Raw genomic sequence first — 17347 nt, 5'->3', positions numbered from 1 at the left:
CAGACCAAGGTCTGCTTTTTTTATTTATGCCGTAAAATTAATTAAAAACCACGTTTTCGCTGCCTTGGGCTGCTTTAAACTCAACAATAATTTTTTTACAGTCAGCTTCAATTTCATCACTCAGTGATTCTTCTGCGCGCCAGCGTGCGGTGTCTTGCTTAAAAATTTCTTTTTTAGCGTATTTTTTGCGCGAATCATGGGTTGGCATTTCTTTTACCACGTCGTACATTTTATAAATGCCCGGGTATGCACTCGTTAGGTCGCGCTCAGTATCAAAACTATATTGCGACATAAGCACCCAAATACGCAAGCACCCCTCAGAGTAATCACATTGCTTTTCATTCATAGCACGTGCAATTAAATGAATACTATCGGCTAACTTCGCATTACGCTTTAAACGCGACTGTTTTAGCTTTTGCTGTTGCTCTGCCTGTTTTTTGCTAATTAGCTTTTTTTGCACATTTAGCTTGTAGAGCAACTGACCCGCATAAAATGCCAAGCCCGCTATAATAGCAGCACCTACAACTAAGGCTAAGATCACTGCTGTACTCATTGCGTGTCCTTATTACTTATCTTCGTCGTCATCTAGCCATTCATTCGCTAGATCGTTTGATAGGTATTGATCAAAGTCTGAATTGCTGTCTTCATCGCTGAAGTCATCTTCAAACTCTTCTTCATCTTCAATGCCTAATAATTTACAAAGCACTTGGTGACGCGCTATGCGGCTATTAAAGTATTTTGCATCTTTACCCGTTAGCATTTCACCTTGCTCATGACGCTCAACTAATTTAAGTAAGCGCTCATCATTTTCAAGGGCTTCTAACTCTTGTTCAGGCGTTAATTCTGGTTCAACAGCCTTTTTAAGCTCTGCTACAGGTTTAAGGTTACGTTTCATTTCGATTTTTGGTTCAGCAGCAGGTGCAACTAATGGCACTGCTTTTTTACTACCAACGCGTTTATCTTTAGCAGCCGAACCTGCTTTTTGAGTGTCATTACTCAATGCATCCGGTGCATTACGTGAACCAGGTTTAGCGCCCTTAGTTTTTTTAACACGTTGCTCTTTCAATGCGCGCATTTCTTTAAGCTTATCTTGACTTAAACGAACGGGACCATTTGATGGAATTTTACGTGACTTTTTCTTTCTACTCATATTTTGATCGTCTCACTTAAGAGGTTTTGAGCGAGGCGCAACTCAATGGGCATCGCGGTGCTGGCCTAGCCAGGAGAATTCAGTTTGGGCGTTTTGCGCGCCAAAGCACAGTTAAGGTGCTTTTTTTTAACGGGGGGTATTGTAACAGGACAAATAAAAAGGCGGTAGAGAAAACATCTCTACCGCCTACTAATCTGAGCGCCATTATATGGACACTTCTCCCTTCGACTTTTTAGTCTTTATTGTTTTTATTATTATTTTCTATCCGTATTTTTATTATTTATCTTCCGTGTAGCATTCCATTTTGTTTTTATTATTAAACTTCCATGAGTATTTTATTATTTTCGGTCTTCCTAACACTTTTTTGATATTTCCTTTGGTAGCACACTCTATGTGCTATTCAGTCGTGCCGCGCTACTATCCTTATAACGTTTTCCTATTTGTTATTGTTTTTGCGACAGGGGTTAATTTACTCGTTAATAATTTTGTTACAACTAATTTATATCTTTTTTCTTGTACTACATATGACAAAAAACACTAAAAGTATAATTTACAATAAGTTACATTAAAAAATAAAAATAAAATGAGATTTTTCTTACAACAAAGTATGGTCAATGTCTTACAAGGGAAGGAGCTTTATCGGTCTCAGCACGCACAAAAAAAGCAGCTAAAGCTGCCTTTTTCACTAATTAACATTATATTATGTTAACAACATCTAAATAAATACGACTTTAGTGTAGACCACCAAGGTATTTAGAGAGTGTTTCAATGTCTTTATCAGTTAATTTCTGAGCAATGTCCTGCATAACACCATTTAGGTCGTTATTACGAACACCATCTCTGAACTGTTCAAGTTGTGACTTGATGTATTCTGGATGTTGGAAAGAAATCTTTGGGAATTTAGCAAGTGAAGAGCCATTACCACGTGGACCATGACAAGCCGCACATGATGGGATACCGCGCTCAGCATCACCTGCTTTATACAACATGGCGCCTGTTTCTTGAACATCTTTCGGTGTAGCACCTTCAGACATGTTCAAAGAAGCAAAGTAAGCAGCCAAGTCTTTCATATCTTGATCGCTCAATGGCATTGCCATACCGCTCATTACTGGATTCATTCGACCTTCTTTACCGCCCGAAGTCATACCTAATTTAAATTCAGTAAGTTGCTTATATATGTAATCTGCGTGTTGGCCTGCAATTTTTGGGTAGATGTTAACCGGCGCATTACCGTCTGGGCCGTGACAAGCCGCACACGTTGCTGATTTTTCTTTACCTGCGTTTACATCGCCATCAAATGCTGTTGCGTTGCTTGCTGACAACGCACCAAGCAATATAGTTAAAGATAGTGCTATTTTTTTCATGGTGAATTCTCTGTTTCCGACCCTGTATCATCTACAATATGGATGTTGTGATTTTTATATTCTACACGATATTAAATTCTCTGGCACGTTTTCTACACACATTAAACCTATAAATTATAGGGTTTTGAGTAAAATTAAACGCTAAGCCAGTTAAAATGTACTGTCAGCAATGATCTTACATGCTCAAATACACTTTTTAATAGCTACTTTATAGTATAAAATACGCGCCACGGGTGAATTTGGTTTACCCAATGTTATTTTTTTAAGTTTTAGGAGAGCCTGTGCTCAAATCTCGTATCAAGTATAACACTGCGTCTTTTGTTACAAGCGCGCCAGACATCACTAAATTACCTGCTGATACGGGAATTGAAGTCGCGTTTGCCGGTCGCTCTAATGCAGGTAAATCAAGTGCGCTAAATGCCCTAACCGATCAAAAGTTAGCACGAACCAGTAAAACACCCGGCCGTACTCAGCTGATCAACACATTTGAACTTGCCGATGTAGATAATATGCGCCTAATTGACTTACCAGGTTATGGCTTTGCGAAAGTGCCAATTGAAATGAAAAAGAAATGGCAAAAGTCGCTAGGCGAATACCTACAAAAACGTCAAAGCTTAAAAGGTATTGTGGTATTGATGGATATTCGTCATCCATTAAAAGATTTAGACCGTGATTTAATTAATTGGGCTGTAGGCAGTGAAATTCCGGTATTGGCACTATTAACCAAAGCCGATAAGCTAAAGCAAGGTCCGCGTAAATCACAAGTTCTTAGCGTACGTCGTGAGTTAAGTGAATTAGATGGCGATATTACGGTTCATGCATTTTCATCACTCAAAGGCACCGGCTTACCAGAAGTCGCTAAAAAGCTAGATGAGTGGTATTTAGGCCCAATAGTGGCCGTTCCACCTGCTGATTTAGTAGCGCCAGATAGCGAATAATTACTGTAAGTAAAATTTCTGCTGTGCGGAGGTAATAAAATAGCCGAGCTCATCTGTTTCGGCTATTTCAGCCCACTGATAAAACACATTTCGCGCAACTCGCGCAAAGCAGCCGTAGGGTAACTGCATATAAGGCACAGCCGCGCCTTTGTAGTCATTGATATAAAGTGACTCAGAACGACTTAATAACCATGTACGGTTTAAGTTATCAATACAACAAATAACACTTCCCTCTGATGTCTTTTCACTATGCCAATTTACAATAATAAAAGGCGCATCCTTCACCTCGATCGCGATTTTTTCAACGGGTGTTTTTAAGTAAAACTGCCCATCTTCGTTACATAATACACTGGCAAAAAGTTTCACCATTGAGTGACGAGTAATTTCACTACCTGCGTAAAACCATTTACCTTGCTCATCAATCAATAATGTTAACTGCCCGCAGTGAGCGGGCTGCCATTGTTCAAAAGGTTTGCTTGGCTCGCTGAGTTGCTTGCTAAGCTCGTTAAGTGAAATCACTGTTTTTTAAATGTCAGTGCAAAAGTAACTGGCACGGCAGTAGCAATTGAAGGTAATCCGGCTAATTTTTGTAACTGCATTACCCCTTCGGTGATCTTAAAGTCATCACTGTTGATAATGATAGGGGTGAATGATGCCACACTTAAATCTCCATTGGCCGCACTGCTTACGAGTACATCAACAGCAAGTGGCTTTTTATGACCATGAAAGTCTAGCTCAGCGCTAATACCTTTTAATACGTACTGCCCTGGTTGCTTAATAAGTGACAACTTATCAGATAAGTCAGCGGTTAGTACTGCGTTTGCAAACGTGTCAGACTCAAACAATATCTTACTTAAACGTTCGTTACGGATAGGGATAAAGGTTTCGGCTGAGGTTAAATCAACGTTTACGCTAAATTGACCCTGATCGCTCAGCTGCCCTGCTAACTGAGTAAAGTGACTTGCCTCAGCAATGCTATTTTTTTTAATTGATACAAAACTTAATTGGCTTTTATCGTTCAATAGTTGCCAGTTTGCCGATGCAGCACCTGAAACTAGTAAACATGATAAAGATAAACCTGCGATAGCTAACGTTTTAAACATAATGCACTCCTAAAATAAAAAGACTTATACCGGTAAAAATAATACTTTGATCAGCCCAGCTGAAAATCATTAGTTACTGTGTGGTAAATCGAAAATGCTAAGTAGACTGATGGTATCACTTGAAACGCTAAGTGCAATTAGAGAATAAATTTAACGCTTGGATGCAAGACAATAAAAAAACGGCCCATCAAATATATGATAGGCCGATATAGCAAACTGGGGAGAAGCTATTAATACGTTGCATCTTACGATGCATCATCAACAGGATGTCCTACAGGATGAGGACGGGCGGCACTTTACCAAAAGCAAGTGTAAAAATACAAGCATATTATTGATAATCGTAGCGAATTGACGAACCTCTAACGATTTAATACAAACTGCTGTTTAATTTAACTTTTTTTTAACCTGCAAGATGAAGAAAAAGCGCCTAGCGGCGCTTTATGATTCTCTTTTTGGACTCTGTATTTGGCCTATATTAAAACCAGTACAGTAGCGCTAAATTAGTGTGCTTGTTCCCAGTTATCACCTTCGTCAGCTTCAACAATAAGTGGTACATCTAACTGCGCCGCTTGTGACATCAGCTCACAAATCTGTTTGGTATATTGCTCAGTACATTCTGTTTTAATCTCAAATACCAATTCATCGTGTACCTGCATGAGCAGCTTAACTGTATTAGGTGCTTGCTGATTAACCCAAGCATGCACGCTTAACATCGCTTTTTTAATAATATCAGCCGCAGTGCCTTGCATCGGTGCATTAATTGCTGCGCGCTCAGCGCCTTTGCGGCGAGCGCCATTGCGCGCATTTATTTCTGGTAAATGTAAGCGACGGCCAAAAATTGTTTCTACATAGCCATTTTCGGCCGCTTTCTCACGCGTTGTTTCCATGTATTCTAAAACACCCGGAAAACGCTCAAAATATTTATCAATATAATGCTGCGCTTCATGGCGTGGTACATCAAGTTGACGTGCTAAGCCAAATGCTGACATGCCATAAATTAAGCCAAAGTTTACCGCTTTAGCTTTACGGCGCATATCTGATGTTACCTCTTCAAGCTCAACCCCAAATACTTCAGCAGCCGTGGCACTGTGAACATCTAAGCCATTAGCAAATGCGCTTAGTAATCCCTTATCTTGCGAGAGATGCGCCATAATACGCAGTTCTATTTGGCTGTAATCGGCAGCCACAATTTTATACCCATCTGCGGCAATAAACGCTTCACGAATACGACGCCCTTCCTCTGAACGAATAGGAATATTTTGTAAATTAGGATCGCTTGAGCTTAATCGACCTGTTGCTGTTACCGCTTGGTGATAAGAAGTATGCACTCGCTGCGTGCGTTCATTGACTATCAAGGGTAACTTATCGGTGTAGGTTGATTTGAGCTTAGATAAACCACGATGCTCAATAATCACTTTAGGCAATGGGTAATCATGCGCTAACTCTTGTAGTACTTCTTCTGCTGTAGAGGGCGCGCCTTTAGGTGTTTTTTTGATAACGGGCAATTCGAGCTTTTCAAATAACAGCACCTGTAGTTGCTTTGGTGAGCTTAAGTTAAACGGTTCGCCCGCGATTTCAAACGCTTCTTTTTCAAGCTCAAGTAATCGCTCACCTAAACGTTGGCTATGCGTGGCCAACATGTTGCTGTCGATAGCAACACCGGTGCGCTCAATATCAGAAATAACACTTACTAGTGGCATTTCTATATCTTCAAACACCGATTTTAGTTTTTCATCCGCTTCAAGTTTCGGCCATAACACTTGGTGCAAACGCAAAGTAATATCGGCATCTTCAGCGGCATAAGGCGCTGCTTTTTCAAGTTCTATTTGATTAAATGTAAGCTGCTTTTTACCTTTACCAGCAATATCCTCAAAACTAATATTTTTGTGGCCTAAGTATTTAAGCGCCAACGAGTCCATATCATGACGGGTGCCTACGCTATTAAATACATAAGACTCCAGCATAGTGTCGAACTTAATACCATTTAATTCGTAGCCTGCATTGGCAAGCACGCTTTTATCGTATTTTAGATTTTGACCTACTTTAGCTTTATTTTCGTCTGCTAATATCGGCCCCAACTTTTGCATCACAAATTCAAGGCTTAACTGCTCGGGCGCACCGGGGTAATCGTGTGCTATTGGTAAATAAGCCGCTTCCCCTGCTTTAACCGCAAAGCTCATACCGACCAATTGCGCTTTCATATACTCTAAACTGGTTGTTTCTGTATCAAAAGCAAATAGCTCAGCTTCATTAAGCTGTTCTATTAATGTCTCAAATTGGGCCTCAGTTAAAATAGTTTCATAGTGCGCAGCTTCAACTTTTGGCAGCTCATTCTCTTGCGTTGGTACTGCTAAATGTGTGTCGGCATCTTTTGGGTTGTCTAGCAATTCAGCTAGCCAACGACGAAACTCACATTCACCGTATAAGGCAATTAATTCGTCTTTATTCGGTGTTTGTAATTTAAAAGTATCAAGATCAGATTCAACCTCAACATCACATTTAATAGTGGCAAGCTCATAGCTTAACGGTAAATGATCAATCGCTTTTGCCAGTTTCTCGCCTATTTTACCTTTTATATCAGAAGCATTATCAATTACGCCCTGAAGCGATCCGTACTTTTGTAACCATTTAACTGCTGTTTTAGGTCCACAACCCTCAACGCCAGGAATATTATCTACTTTGTCGCCCATTAAAGCTAAATAATCGATAATAAGTTCAGGTCCAACACCAAACTTTTCAACCACAGTTTCGGGATCTGAAATACTGTCGGTCATGGTATTAATCAAGGTTACATGCTCATTGACCAACTGCGCCATATCTTTATCACCAGTCGATACCAGCACATGACGTTGTTGCTCAGAGGCAATCCGTGCAAAAGTACCGATTACGTCATCGGCTTCCACGCCCTCAATACTAATTAACGGAAAACCCATTGCTTTGATAATACTGTGCAGCGGCGCTATTTGAGTACGCAGATCATCAGGCATTGGCGGACGGTTCGCTTTATACTCACTGTACATATCATTTCTGAAGGTTTTACCTTTGGCGTCAAATACCACCACCATATGTGAGGGATCATATTGTTTGATCAAACTTTTAAGCATGTTTACCACGCCATAAATGGCACCGGTGGCCTCACCCTTAGAGTTCGTTAGATGTGGTGGTGAATGATAAGCACGAAACAAATATGAAGAGCCATCAACTAAAATAAGCGGGTTTTCGGGGATCTGAGCCATGGTAAAATTGGATCCTAAATACAAAAAAGTAATATGAGTGTAAGCATGCCATAAGGCAGTAAATAAAACGACTGTGAATTAATGTGAGTAATCGCGCTACATTTTTAGTAAGTTGTGGATAACTATGTAGATAACACCCACAAGCAATTCATCCGAAGCATCTTGAAATGCCTAGATTAATTTGTAATTTATTGTTTTGTTTAAAAAAAGATAATTAGAGGTTCTTTTTTATTATTTTTTTATTAATGTGGAAAAAGCATTTATACCGTCACTGGTTTTATAACCCACCTTAATTATTTACGTCCATTTAAATAACTGGATGAGCATTCTAGCATAATGGATCAAAGATCATAGCGATCCTTTATAATTTTTTTCATGGCTACTAATCACTAAATGGCATATAGCGCATAACAACGTGCTTTGCGCCTAAAAAACGAGCAAATAAATTTTTAAATCGGCTGATTCATCGTGTTAAACTTTATTTAAGAGACTTTAATGGAGCGAAATGATATGAAAAATATAGCTGTAATTTTAGCAGGTTGTGGTGTGTTTGATGGTAGTGAAATTAATGAGGTGGTACTGACTTTATTACACATTGAAAAAAATAATGCTCAGTATCAGTGCTTTGCACCTGATATAGAGCAGTACCACACCATTAATCACATCACTGGTGAAGAAATAGCACAGCCGCGAAATGTATTAATTGAATCAGCTCGCATCACCCGTGGCAATATAAAGTCACTCGCTGAATTAGACGTTACACAATTTGATGCACTCATTGTCCCTGGGGGCTTCGGGGTAGCTAAAAATCTATCTGACTTTGCTATTAATGGCACTAACGCTAAAGTAAACGAGGCAGTACTTAGCGCTTGTAAAGCGTTTGCGGATGCAAAAAAAGCCACTGGTTACATGTGTATTGCACCGGCTCTATTGCCTTTTATTTATCATAAACCTCAGCTTACTATTGGTAATAATAGCGACACAGCCGAGGCTCTTAGCACATTAGGCGCTGAACACGTAGAGTGTAAAGTGAATGATATTGTTATTGATAAAAGCAATAAACTCGTTACGACACCGGCCTATATGTTGGCACAATCTATTATGGATGCAGATGCAGGAATCGATAAGTTAGTGCGTAACGTATTAGCTATGAGTTAGTCGTAAGGGCTTTGATCGCATTAAAGGCGTGATGATCCCGTTTTATAATTTAACTATGCGCTAAACCATGTAATTTTATTGAGTTAAGACAATCATTAGTCGTATTTCTAAATAAAATCGACTCTGAGCATTTTATAAATGACTTAGTGGAGTTATAATTGGTTTAAATTCCGTCATTTAAAATCGTGATTGATCACGTTCAAATTGAAGTGGGCAAGGCAAAATGAAAAAACTATCAGCTGCAGCATTACTTGTGCTAGCAACCACCGCATACGCACAGCCATATGATAACTCTATGACTGAAGATGCAATTAAAAAACGTTTAGCGCCTATCGGTGCTGTTTACCTTGAAGGTGAAAAAGTAGCGGTTGCTGCACCAACAGGGCCTCGTTCAGGCGAGCAAGTATATCAAGCGGCCTGTTTTGCTTGTCATGGTACAGGTGCTTTAGGCGCTCCTAAATCAGCTGACGATTGGGCTCCTCGTATTGCTAAAGGAAAAGATACCTTATTAGATCATGCAATCAACGGCTTCAATGCAATGCCGCCACGTGGTACATGTATGGATTGTTCTGATGATGAAATAAGCGCAGCAATCGACTTTATGACTGCTAAATAAAATCAGTCAGGCTAAAACTATAAATGAAAGGCTTACTCACAGTAAGCCTTTTTGGTTTCTAATTATCGACTTTTCGCAGCATAATTAAGATAAATATCTACTTGACGCAAAATGTTAAAAGTGGAACTATAATGATTAATAACTATACAAAAAATTATAACTGGTTAAACATCATTGGAAGATAAACTCATTGTACCGAGTAGCGTAGTGCGCCAAAATAAACGACTAAAAGCACTATTGAAAAAGTACAAACATGCCTACCACCTCCACAATGCCCTGATACAGCTATCAGAGCAAGCAAGTACTGTTGCCGAATTAACCTTACTTTACCCAGCTATTCATGACATTTTACAAAAGTATGTCCCGAGTAAAAGCTTTTATGTGGTGCTTGTTGAGCCGCAATCGCAACAGTTGGAACTGTCTTATTTTTCTGATGAAAAAGATGGAATTTCTGTACCACTTAATCGGGAGAATAATTTTGAAGAAGGCGCAACGGGTTATGTGTTTAAGCAAGGAAAGACCACTTATTTCACTAAGCAACAAATGCATGATGCTGCACAGCAAGGCTTATTCAAAGCATTAGGTACACCTGCAGAACACTGGGTAGGCGTTCCAGTTTATCAAGAAAAAAATATTATTGGCGTATTAGCAGCGCAAAGTTACGACACTGAGCAAGGTTATAGTTCGCAACAAATAAACCTACTTGAAGCAATGTCACTTTATTTAGCGACAGCTATTGAACGCGTTAAGAAACGAGAGTTGCTCGAATCAGAAGTAAAACTAAGAACCCGTGCATTAACGCAAAGCAATGATGCTTTAAATGTTGAAATACAACAGCGAAAAAGCGCCCTGCAACGCCAGCAAATATTATTTAAAATTTCAGAGCTGACAACTCAAGCTAAAAACCTAGATGATGCTTATTTTCAAATACACGAAATAATAAAAACCATCACTTACGCAAAAAATCTTTATATTGCCTTGTATGATAAAGAAACGGGCTGGATTAGTTTTCCTTACAGTGTTGACGAATTTCAAGGCAGCACCCAACCAAGGCGCTTTGCAAAAGGGTACAGTGAGCTGGTGATCAGCACCGAAGAAACACAAATAATTCACCCGCAAAGAGCACAAGAGTTATTAGATAGTGGCATTGTAGAGCGTGAAAAACCAATTGATGAATCTAGAAGAGCCACCAGCTGGCTTGGCGCTCCGCTAAAAACATCGCAAGGAGTTATAGGTTTAATTGTTTGCCAAGCTTATAATAATGAACACCTTTTCACACAAGATGATGCAGAACTCATAACCTTTGTATCGCATCAAATTGCCACGGTATTACAAACAAAATTAGCCTCACAGGCGCTGAAAAAGAGCCACCAAGAGCTCGCTTCTCGAGTAAACGAAAAAACCAAAGAGCTAAGCCAAGCAAATTTGCATTTACAGATGCAAATTGATGAGCGTAAAAAAATAGAGCAGCAGCTGTATCACGATGCGCACCATGACTCATTAACAAGCTTGCCTAATCGTAATTTATTTTTAACGCAGCTAGAAAAAACGCTACAGTTTTACCAACGTCACCCTGATGAGCACTTTGCGGTACTGTTTATTGATCTTGATAAATTTAAAGATATAAACGACCAGCTTGGGCACCATGCCGGAGACGAATTTTTAATTAGCGTGGGTCAGTTGTTCTCTCAATGTATCCGTGAGCATGATTTATTAGCACGCTTAGGAGGAGATGAATTTGTAATTTTACTCACTCATTTAACCGAGCCAAACCAAGCTGAAGATGTTGCAAATCGAATCATCAACATCATGCGAAAGCCTTTTTGTACAAAAGGTATTTGTGTGCAAAGCGGCGCGAGTATTGGTATCACTTATTCAAAACAAAGCTATAAACATACAGATGAAATTATTAGAGATGCAGATGCCGCAATGTATTACGCTAAAAACTCTGGTAAAAATCGCTTCGAATTATTTCACCCGTTACTCACAGAGCCAATGCTGCAACATGAGTCACAAACATTGCACCATCTTGATGTATTACCTATGACGTTTCGTAGCTCAGATATTATTTCTATGGATGAGCATTATCAATATGCCTCATTATTTGAAGCGTTTGGTGAACACCCTGTACTTGGCTTTACTAGTTTTGATATTTTAAAGAAATTTGCAAGTGATAAAGAACAGCATATAAAAGTAGAACTCCAACTGATTTTACAAGCGTATCAACAAGCGAAAGACTCTGAAATAAGCGTTGCTCTTCTGCCTTGCTCAAGTCTGCTTTTAGAAAAGCATGAGTTCTCTTTATTAACTACTGCACTAAAGCAGCCATTAAACATTGATCCACTTTGTTTGTTGTTTGATGATCAAGAATTACGTTACGCCAGTGCGCTGCAACTAGAAAACTTAAAACAGCTTAAAGCACTGGGCTACTCTATTGGTCTAAATAATTTCGCAAAGGATAAATGCGAGCTTAATTTAGTGACCGAGATAGGATTTGATTACTTACTATTAAGCTCCACTTTCAGTAAACGAATATTGCAGCAGGAATGCTATGACTTGCAGCTACAAGGTTTGCTGGCTATCACTAAACTTAAACACATTAAAGTGATTGCTAAAGGCCCGTCAATATTAAACTTCAGAGCCCTTTTAGATAAGCATGGCTTGAACTTGTTTGTTGCCAAACAGCACCCACTTAAAAGCGCGATACGTTCAACACTTATAAGCTCAGAATCAAAATAACGCTAAACACATGCTATTGTGGTTTTTTTAGCATTGCCCTTAAATTTGCAACCCGAGCTTGGCCTTTTTCCATGCGTTCAGCTTGAGTATTAGGCGCTTTTTTGTTTTCAAAGGCTAAGTCATCTTGTGGTAGCTCTTGCACAAACCGGCTGAGCTCCGTTTGCGATGTTTCACCAAATTGACGACGAATTTTAGCATACGTTAAGGTTAGCTCTTGCTGCGCGCGGGTAATACCTACATAGGCAAGGCGGCGCTCTTCATCTACATTATCCTCATCAATGCTTACTTGGTGTGGCAATAGCCCCTCTTCCATGCCTACCATAAATACATAAGGGTACTCGAGTCCCTTTGAAGCATGCAGCGTAAGTAATTGTACTGCATCTGCTTCATCTTCTTCCTCGTTACGCTCTAGCATATCGCGTAGGGTCAATTTACTAACCACTTCAGCTAACGTCATTGGCGGGTTATCGGCATCGCCAGTCAGCATATCGGTGATCCAACGGTACAGCTCCGAGACATTTTTCATGCGCATTTCGGCGGCTTTTGCACTCGGTGATGATTCATATAAATAGGCTTCATAATTAATATTTCGCACTAAATCTTTTACCGCTTCTAAGGTATCGCTGCGAACTGCGTTATCCGACAGCTCAACCACCCAACGGGCAAATCCAGCTAACGCATTAAAACCACGTCCTTTTAGTCTGTACCCTAAGTCGTTATCAAAACAGGTGGCAAACAAGCTTTGATGTTTTTCATTGGCTAAGGTGCCTAGTTTTTCAAGCGTCACCGTGCCTATTTCACGCCGTGGCGTATTCACGATCCTTAAAAAGGCATTGTCATCATCTTGGTTCACTAATAAGCGTAAGTAAGCCATAATATCTTTAATTTCAGAACGTGAAAAAAACGACATCCCGCCACTAATTTTATAGGGTATACGGTTACTCATTAACGACTTTTCAAAACCACGCGCTTGGTGGTTACCTCGGTACAAAATCGCGTAATCTTTATAACTAGTGCGCTTCATAAACTTATGCGAAATAATTTCTGCAACCACACGCTCAGACTCATGCTCTTCATCACGACAGCCAATGACTTTAATTTGCTCACCATAGCCAAGTTCACTAAAGAGCTTTTTTTCAAACTCATGGGGGTTATTCGCAATCAATATATTAGCCGCTTTAAGAATACGCCCTGCACTACGGTAGTTTTGCTCTAGTTTTATTAATCTTAATCCTGGATAGTCTTTACTTAATAACACCAAATTTTGTGGGCGAGCACCACGCCAAGAGTAAATAGACTGATCGTCATCTCCTACCACGGTAAACCGTGCACGCTCACCAACCAGCAATTTTACTAATTGGTATTGGCTGGTATTAGTATCTTGGTATTCATCCACCAGTAAATAGCGAAAACGCTGCTGCCAACGTTCACGTGAAGTGGCATTACTGCTTAAAAGCAGCGTGGGGATCATAATTAAATCATCAAAGTCGAGTGCATTATAAGCGCGAAGTTGGTTTTGATAGCGCGCATATAATTGAGCAAACAAGGCTTTTTGTGGCTCTCTGGCTTCGCGAATAGCTTGCTCTGGTAAAATGAGCTCATTCTTCCAGCTACCAATTTGCATTTTAAGTAGATTAAGTAAGTCTTTGTCTTTTTTAAGCTCATCTTCGGTTAAATCACCGAGTAATTGATTCGTATCCTGGTCGTCAAACAGCGAAAAACCAGGTTTAAACCCGAGTGTTTTTAACTCTTTTTTGATGATCTCAAGCCCTAGCGTATGAAATGTAGAGACCCATAAACCTTTAGACTCTTGCTTTCCTAAGGTTTGCAAAACCCGCTCGCGCATTTCTTTAGCCGCTTTGTTGGTAAAGGTAACCGCCGCAATGTTACGCGCTTGATACTCACATTTCTGTACTAAGTAAGCGATTTTATTGGTAATAACTCGCGTTTTACCCGAGCCTGCGCCAGCTAATACCAAGCAAGGACCACTAATGTACTTTACCGCTTCATCTTGTTTAGGATTGAGTTTCATAACGACCAGGTGATTGCAAAAAGACGGGCAATTTTAACGTAATCACTACAATACGCCTAGCCAATAAGGTAATATTAGTTATTATCATTTTAGGCAACAGGCAAAGGACGACTATGATTAACCCAGCAAAACTTGAAGAAATTGCGAAACAAATCACCAACAATATGCCACAAGGTGTAAAAAACCTGGCTGATACACTTGAAGGTAAAACCAAGCAAGTGTTACAAAATAAGCTTGCCGAAATGGACTTTGTAAGCCGTGAAGAGTTTGATATTCAAAGCCAAGTGCTGATCCGCACCCGTGAAAAGCTGACTGAATTAGAAGCAAAAGTAGCGATACTTGAACAGCAATTATCGGCAAAAACAGACGCAGAATAATAAATATAACGCCATAGACGAACCTGCTTTATGGCGCTAATCACTCAGTTATTCAAATAGCTCGTCGAGCACATAGCAACCCGTTGCTTGTTGCTGCTCTATGCTCACCCTTAGCAATTTATTAGCTACTTGCTCACCGGTTATTGGTCTATACCGTTTGAAGATGCCAAAACGCGTTAACAGTGGCAGTACCACCTCAACTAACTTTTCTGCAATTCTAAGCTCTGATCGCTCGCCGACTAACAAAGACGGTTGCAATATACTCAAGCGCAAAAAACCAAGCTGCTTTACCTGCTGCTCAAGTTCCCCTTTGATTTTTAGGTAACGGCTCATGCTATGCGCATTTGCGCCACTTGATGAAACCAAACAATAATGAGGAACACCGTTATTGGCCGCCATTTGCGCACAAATAAATTGGTATTCAAAATCAACTTTACGCTGTGCTGCTGCGCTTCCAGCTTGCTTTAGCGTGGTGCCTAAGCAGGAAAAAAACACGTCACCTTTGAATAACTCAACGTAATGTGTCAGGTTCTCAAAATCAATAACATGGCTAATTAATTTAGGATGAGAAAAGTCTAATTGGCGGCGCGATAAGCTCACTACCTGCGAATAGCTAGAAGATGCTAACAGCTGTTGTAATAGCTGGCTGCCAACTAAGCCGGTACTGCCGATTATTAGCGCCGTTTTGGCCATATTAAGCGTGACTACCCGCTGACTTGTTCAGTACATGTTGTACTGCTTTTTTATAGCTAGTGCATTCTTCTTCAGCGCAGCTAACTACCGACTCTAAATCATGCAGGTGACCGTTTTCTAATCCATATACCCAGCCATGCACTGTGAGCTCTTGACCTCGTAACCAAGCATCTTGAACAATGCTAGTGCGCGATACGTTACGCACTTGCTCAATCACATTAAGCTCAATTAAACGATCAAGACGCTGTTTTTCTGGTAGAGCATTAAGTTGCTCTAAATGCTTTTCTTTTACATCACCAACGTGGCGTAGCCAGTTATCAATAAAGCCAAAGCGATCTTCGTTTAATACCGCTTGTACACCACCACAACCGTAGTGGCCAACAACCATAATATGTTTAACTTTTAATACTTCAACCGCATACTGCATAACCGATAAGCAATTATGATCTGTGTGCACTACCACGTTGGCAACATTACGATGCACAAACAATTCACCTGGTAATAAATCAACAATTTGATTAGCAGGAACTCGTGAGTCAGAACAACCAATCCATAAATATTCTGGATTTTGTTGCATCGATAAAACTTTAAAAAATTCGGGATTAGCTTCGCTCGTTCTAGATGCCCAGCGTTTATTATTTTCTAGTAGGTTATTTAAATTTCTCATTACATCTCTTTTAGGTCGAGGGCGTTAAACTGGCTAAAATTAAAATATTACGGGGTGTTAATTGCTTCTCACAAAATGTACTAACACTGACGTTATAGCCTTGCTGTTGCAAATATAAAGCACGATCGAGCACAAGCCAAACTTCTATTGCTCTTCTAAACACATGTCGAACCAGTTCAACTCGCTCGGTTATCTTTTTTCGCGCCTGCCCAATCAATAAAAATTTATTGTAATCAATATCTTTTGGCAGTTTTAAGGCTTTTTTATCTGCCGCCCACTTACAAAATGATTCAAACGAATCTGAAAATATTGCTTTATTCACTGAGGGCACACTAACATACGCCGACTCACCGGTGAGTGACTTTCTTAAAGCATCAAACCCGAGTCGCCACTCAACTTCTGTTTTTCGTACTTTGCCCACTCGCGATGGAGCTGTGACGGTTTCTTGCAAGGCGAGTTTTAAATCTCGATGAGTTAAATTAAGCGCACTTCGCTTCGCCTGTTCGCTCATTGCTTGATAATTATTCTCGGTAAACAAGTGATAGCAACAAGGTGAAAAACTAATTTGTGTTACTTTGGCCGCACTGGCTTGATGCATAAAAGTTTGATGTAACGCACCGCAGGCATGTAAAGCAACGGCATGGGTTTGTGGGTTAAAAAAATCCTGAGTGTTATCTGTGAGTACATCAGCTTGGCTAAATTGCATAGCAAGCCCCTGTTGCTGCGCACTTTTTTGTCCTTGCTCACATAAGTGAGATTGTAGCTCAATACTGTGCACGCTCGGCGCACCATTAAAAGCTAACATTCGTCCTAAATGGCCTTTGCCTGCACACCACTCTAAAATAGGCTGATCATTGGCAGGTAGCGCACCAACAAAGTCTTGTAGCTGTGTAAACTTTCGTCCTTTAATACCGTTACTAATCCAAAACGGATAATCCGTTCGACTGCTTGTTATGACAGGGAGTGAAGCTAATCGGCTTAATTGCTCAATACCGGGTATGTAAGGTGAAAAAAACTGATAAAGTTGCGCTTGATCAGTATCTAACTCAGCAACGTCCTGATCAGTTAAAGCAGTTAGGGGGTCGTGTAATTCAGGCCACGGTAAACAGTCAAAATCAAACGCAGTACATTGCCAATACGAGCGCGTATTCATCAGTAACGAATCGAGGGCAGTAAATTGCTCAGTTAAGGTCATAACAGCTTAAAATATTAAAAAGGCAATAAATTATACCAGTACACTCACGCCTAATTAAGCGGTTATTTTTTTAACCTCG

At 40.0% G+C, this 17347-nt stretch carries 15 protein-coding genes; 5 read left to right on the top strand and 10 right to left on the bottom strand.

Annotated elements, in window-relative coordinates; genetic code table 11:
- Positions 1-37: 37 nt before the first annotated feature.
- From ACTRWE_RS03420 to ACTRWE_RS03410, 3 genes are all read right to left on the bottom strand, one after another.
- On the bottom strand, positions 38-553 hold the full coding sequence (locus tag ACTRWE_RS03420; RefSeq protein WP_024602131.1) for a DUF2489 domain-containing protein: 516 nt from the start codon (positions 551-553) through the stop codon (positions 38-40).
- 12 nt (positions 554-565) lie between these two features.
- On the bottom strand, positions 566-1150 hold the full coding sequence (gene yihI / locus ACTRWE_RS03415; protein ID WP_013463879.1) for a Der GTPase-activating protein YihI: 585 nt from the start codon (positions 1148-1150) through the stop codon (positions 566-568).
- 731 nt (positions 1151-1881) lie between these two features.
- Positions 1882-2514, bottom strand: a complete 633-nt coding sequence (locus ACTRWE_RS03410) for a c-type cytochrome (RefSeq protein ID WP_462879492.1) — start codon at positions 2512-2514, stop codon at positions 1882-1884.
- 281 nt (positions 2515-2795) lie between these two features.
- Between ACTRWE_RS03410 and yihA the strand changes: the two genes are divergently transcribed.
- Positions 2796-3452, top strand: coding sequence for a ribosome biogenesis GTP-binding protein YihA/YsxC (gene yihA, locus ACTRWE_RS03405; protein WP_013463876.1), 657 nt, complete (start codon positions 2796-2798; stop codon positions 3450-3452).
- Here the strand turns inward: yihA and ACTRWE_RS03400 are convergent, their stop codons facing one another.
- From ACTRWE_RS03400 to polA, 3 genes are all read right to left on the bottom strand, one after another.
- Positions 3453-3971, bottom strand: coding sequence for a DUF1285 domain-containing protein (locus ACTRWE_RS03400; RefSeq protein ID WP_462879491.1), 519 nt, complete (start codon positions 3969-3971; stop codon positions 3453-3455). It lies immediately after the preceding gene.
- Complete coding sequence (locus ACTRWE_RS03395) at positions 3968-4555, bottom strand: YceI family protein (RefSeq protein ID WP_013463874.1); 588 nt, start codon at positions 4553-4555, stop codon at positions 3968-3970. The genes ACTRWE_RS03400 and ACTRWE_RS03395 overlap by 4 nt, the downstream gene beginning before the upstream one ends.
- 500 nt (positions 4556-5055) lie before the next feature.
- Positions 5056-7791, bottom strand: a complete 2736-nt coding sequence (gene polA / locus ACTRWE_RS03390) for a DNA polymerase I (RefSeq protein ID WP_462879489.1) — start codon at positions 7789-7791, stop codon at positions 5056-5058.
- A 510-nt stretch (positions 7792-8301) separates the two neighbouring features.
- Here polA and elbB point away from each other — a divergent pair.
- The 3 genes from elbB (at position 8302) to ACTRWE_RS03375 (ending at position 12304) form a co-directional block, all read left to right on the top strand.
- The gene (gene elbB / locus ACTRWE_RS03385) at positions 8302-8949 is read left to right on the top strand and encodes an isoprenoid biosynthesis glyoxalase ElbB (protein WP_462879488.1); all 648 of its coding nucleotides are present in this window, start codon (positions 8302-8304) and stop codon (positions 8947-8949) included.
- 223 nt (positions 8950-9172) lie between these two features.
- Positions 9173-9565: a c-type cytochrome gene (locus ACTRWE_RS03380; protein ID WP_016899314.1), complete on the top strand. Its 393-nt coding sequence runs from the start codon at positions 9173-9175 to the stop codon at positions 9563-9565.
- Positions 9566-9739: 174 nt separating this feature from the next.
- On the top strand, positions 9740-12304 hold the full coding sequence (locus tag ACTRWE_RS03375) for a bifunctional diguanylate cyclase/phosphodiesterase (protein ID WP_462879487.1): 2565 nt from the start codon (positions 9740-9742) through the stop codon (positions 12302-12304).
- A gap of 13 nt (positions 12305-12317) precedes the next feature.
- Here ACTRWE_RS03375 and rep read toward each other — a convergent pair whose 3' ends face one another.
- Positions 12318-14336: a DNA helicase Rep gene (gene rep, locus ACTRWE_RS03370; protein ID WP_016899315.1), complete on the bottom strand. Its 2019-nt coding sequence runs from the start codon at positions 14334-14336 to the stop codon at positions 12318-12320.
- Positions 14337-14449: 113 nt separating this feature from the next.
- Between rep and ubiK the strand changes: the two genes are divergently transcribed.
- Positions 14450-14713 (top strand): ubiquinone biosynthesis accessory factor UbiK, encoded by a 264-nt coding sequence (gene ubiK / locus ACTRWE_RS03365; protein WP_008112735.1) that lies wholly within the window; start codon positions 14450-14452, stop codon positions 14711-14713.
- A 48-nt stretch (positions 14714-14761) separates the two neighbouring features.
- On the opposite strand, the gene ACTRWE_RS03360 is transcribed toward ubiK, so the two are convergent.
- The 3 genes from ACTRWE_RS03360 to ACTRWE_RS03350 are packed head-to-tail and all read right to left on the bottom strand — an operon-like array spanning position 14762 to position 17268.
- Positions 14762-15406 carry an NAD(P)H-binding protein gene (locus ACTRWE_RS03360; RefSeq protein ID WP_462879486.1) on the bottom strand — a complete coding sequence of 215 codons (645 nt, stop codon included), beginning with the start codon at positions 15404-15406 and terminating at the stop codon, positions 14762-14764.
- 1 nt (position 15407) lies between these two features.
- Complete coding sequence (gene can, locus ACTRWE_RS03355; protein ID WP_262976418.1) at positions 15408-16073, bottom strand: carbonate dehydratase; 666 nt, start codon at positions 16071-16073, stop codon at positions 15408-15410.
- Between the two features lie 10 nt (positions 16074-16083).
- The gene (locus ACTRWE_RS03350) at positions 16084-17268 is read right to left on the bottom strand and encodes a methyltransferase (protein WP_076923016.1); all 1185 of its coding nucleotides are present in this window, start codon (positions 17266-17268) and stop codon (positions 16084-16086) included.
- Positions 17269-17347 lie beyond the last annotated feature (79 nt).

It is taken from the genome of Pseudoalteromonas sp. G5_S1_54_S4 (assembly GCF_054968565.1).
The sequence above is the reverse complement of the archived record's forward strand: the minus strand, read 5'-3'. Positions and strand labels throughout refer to the sequence as shown.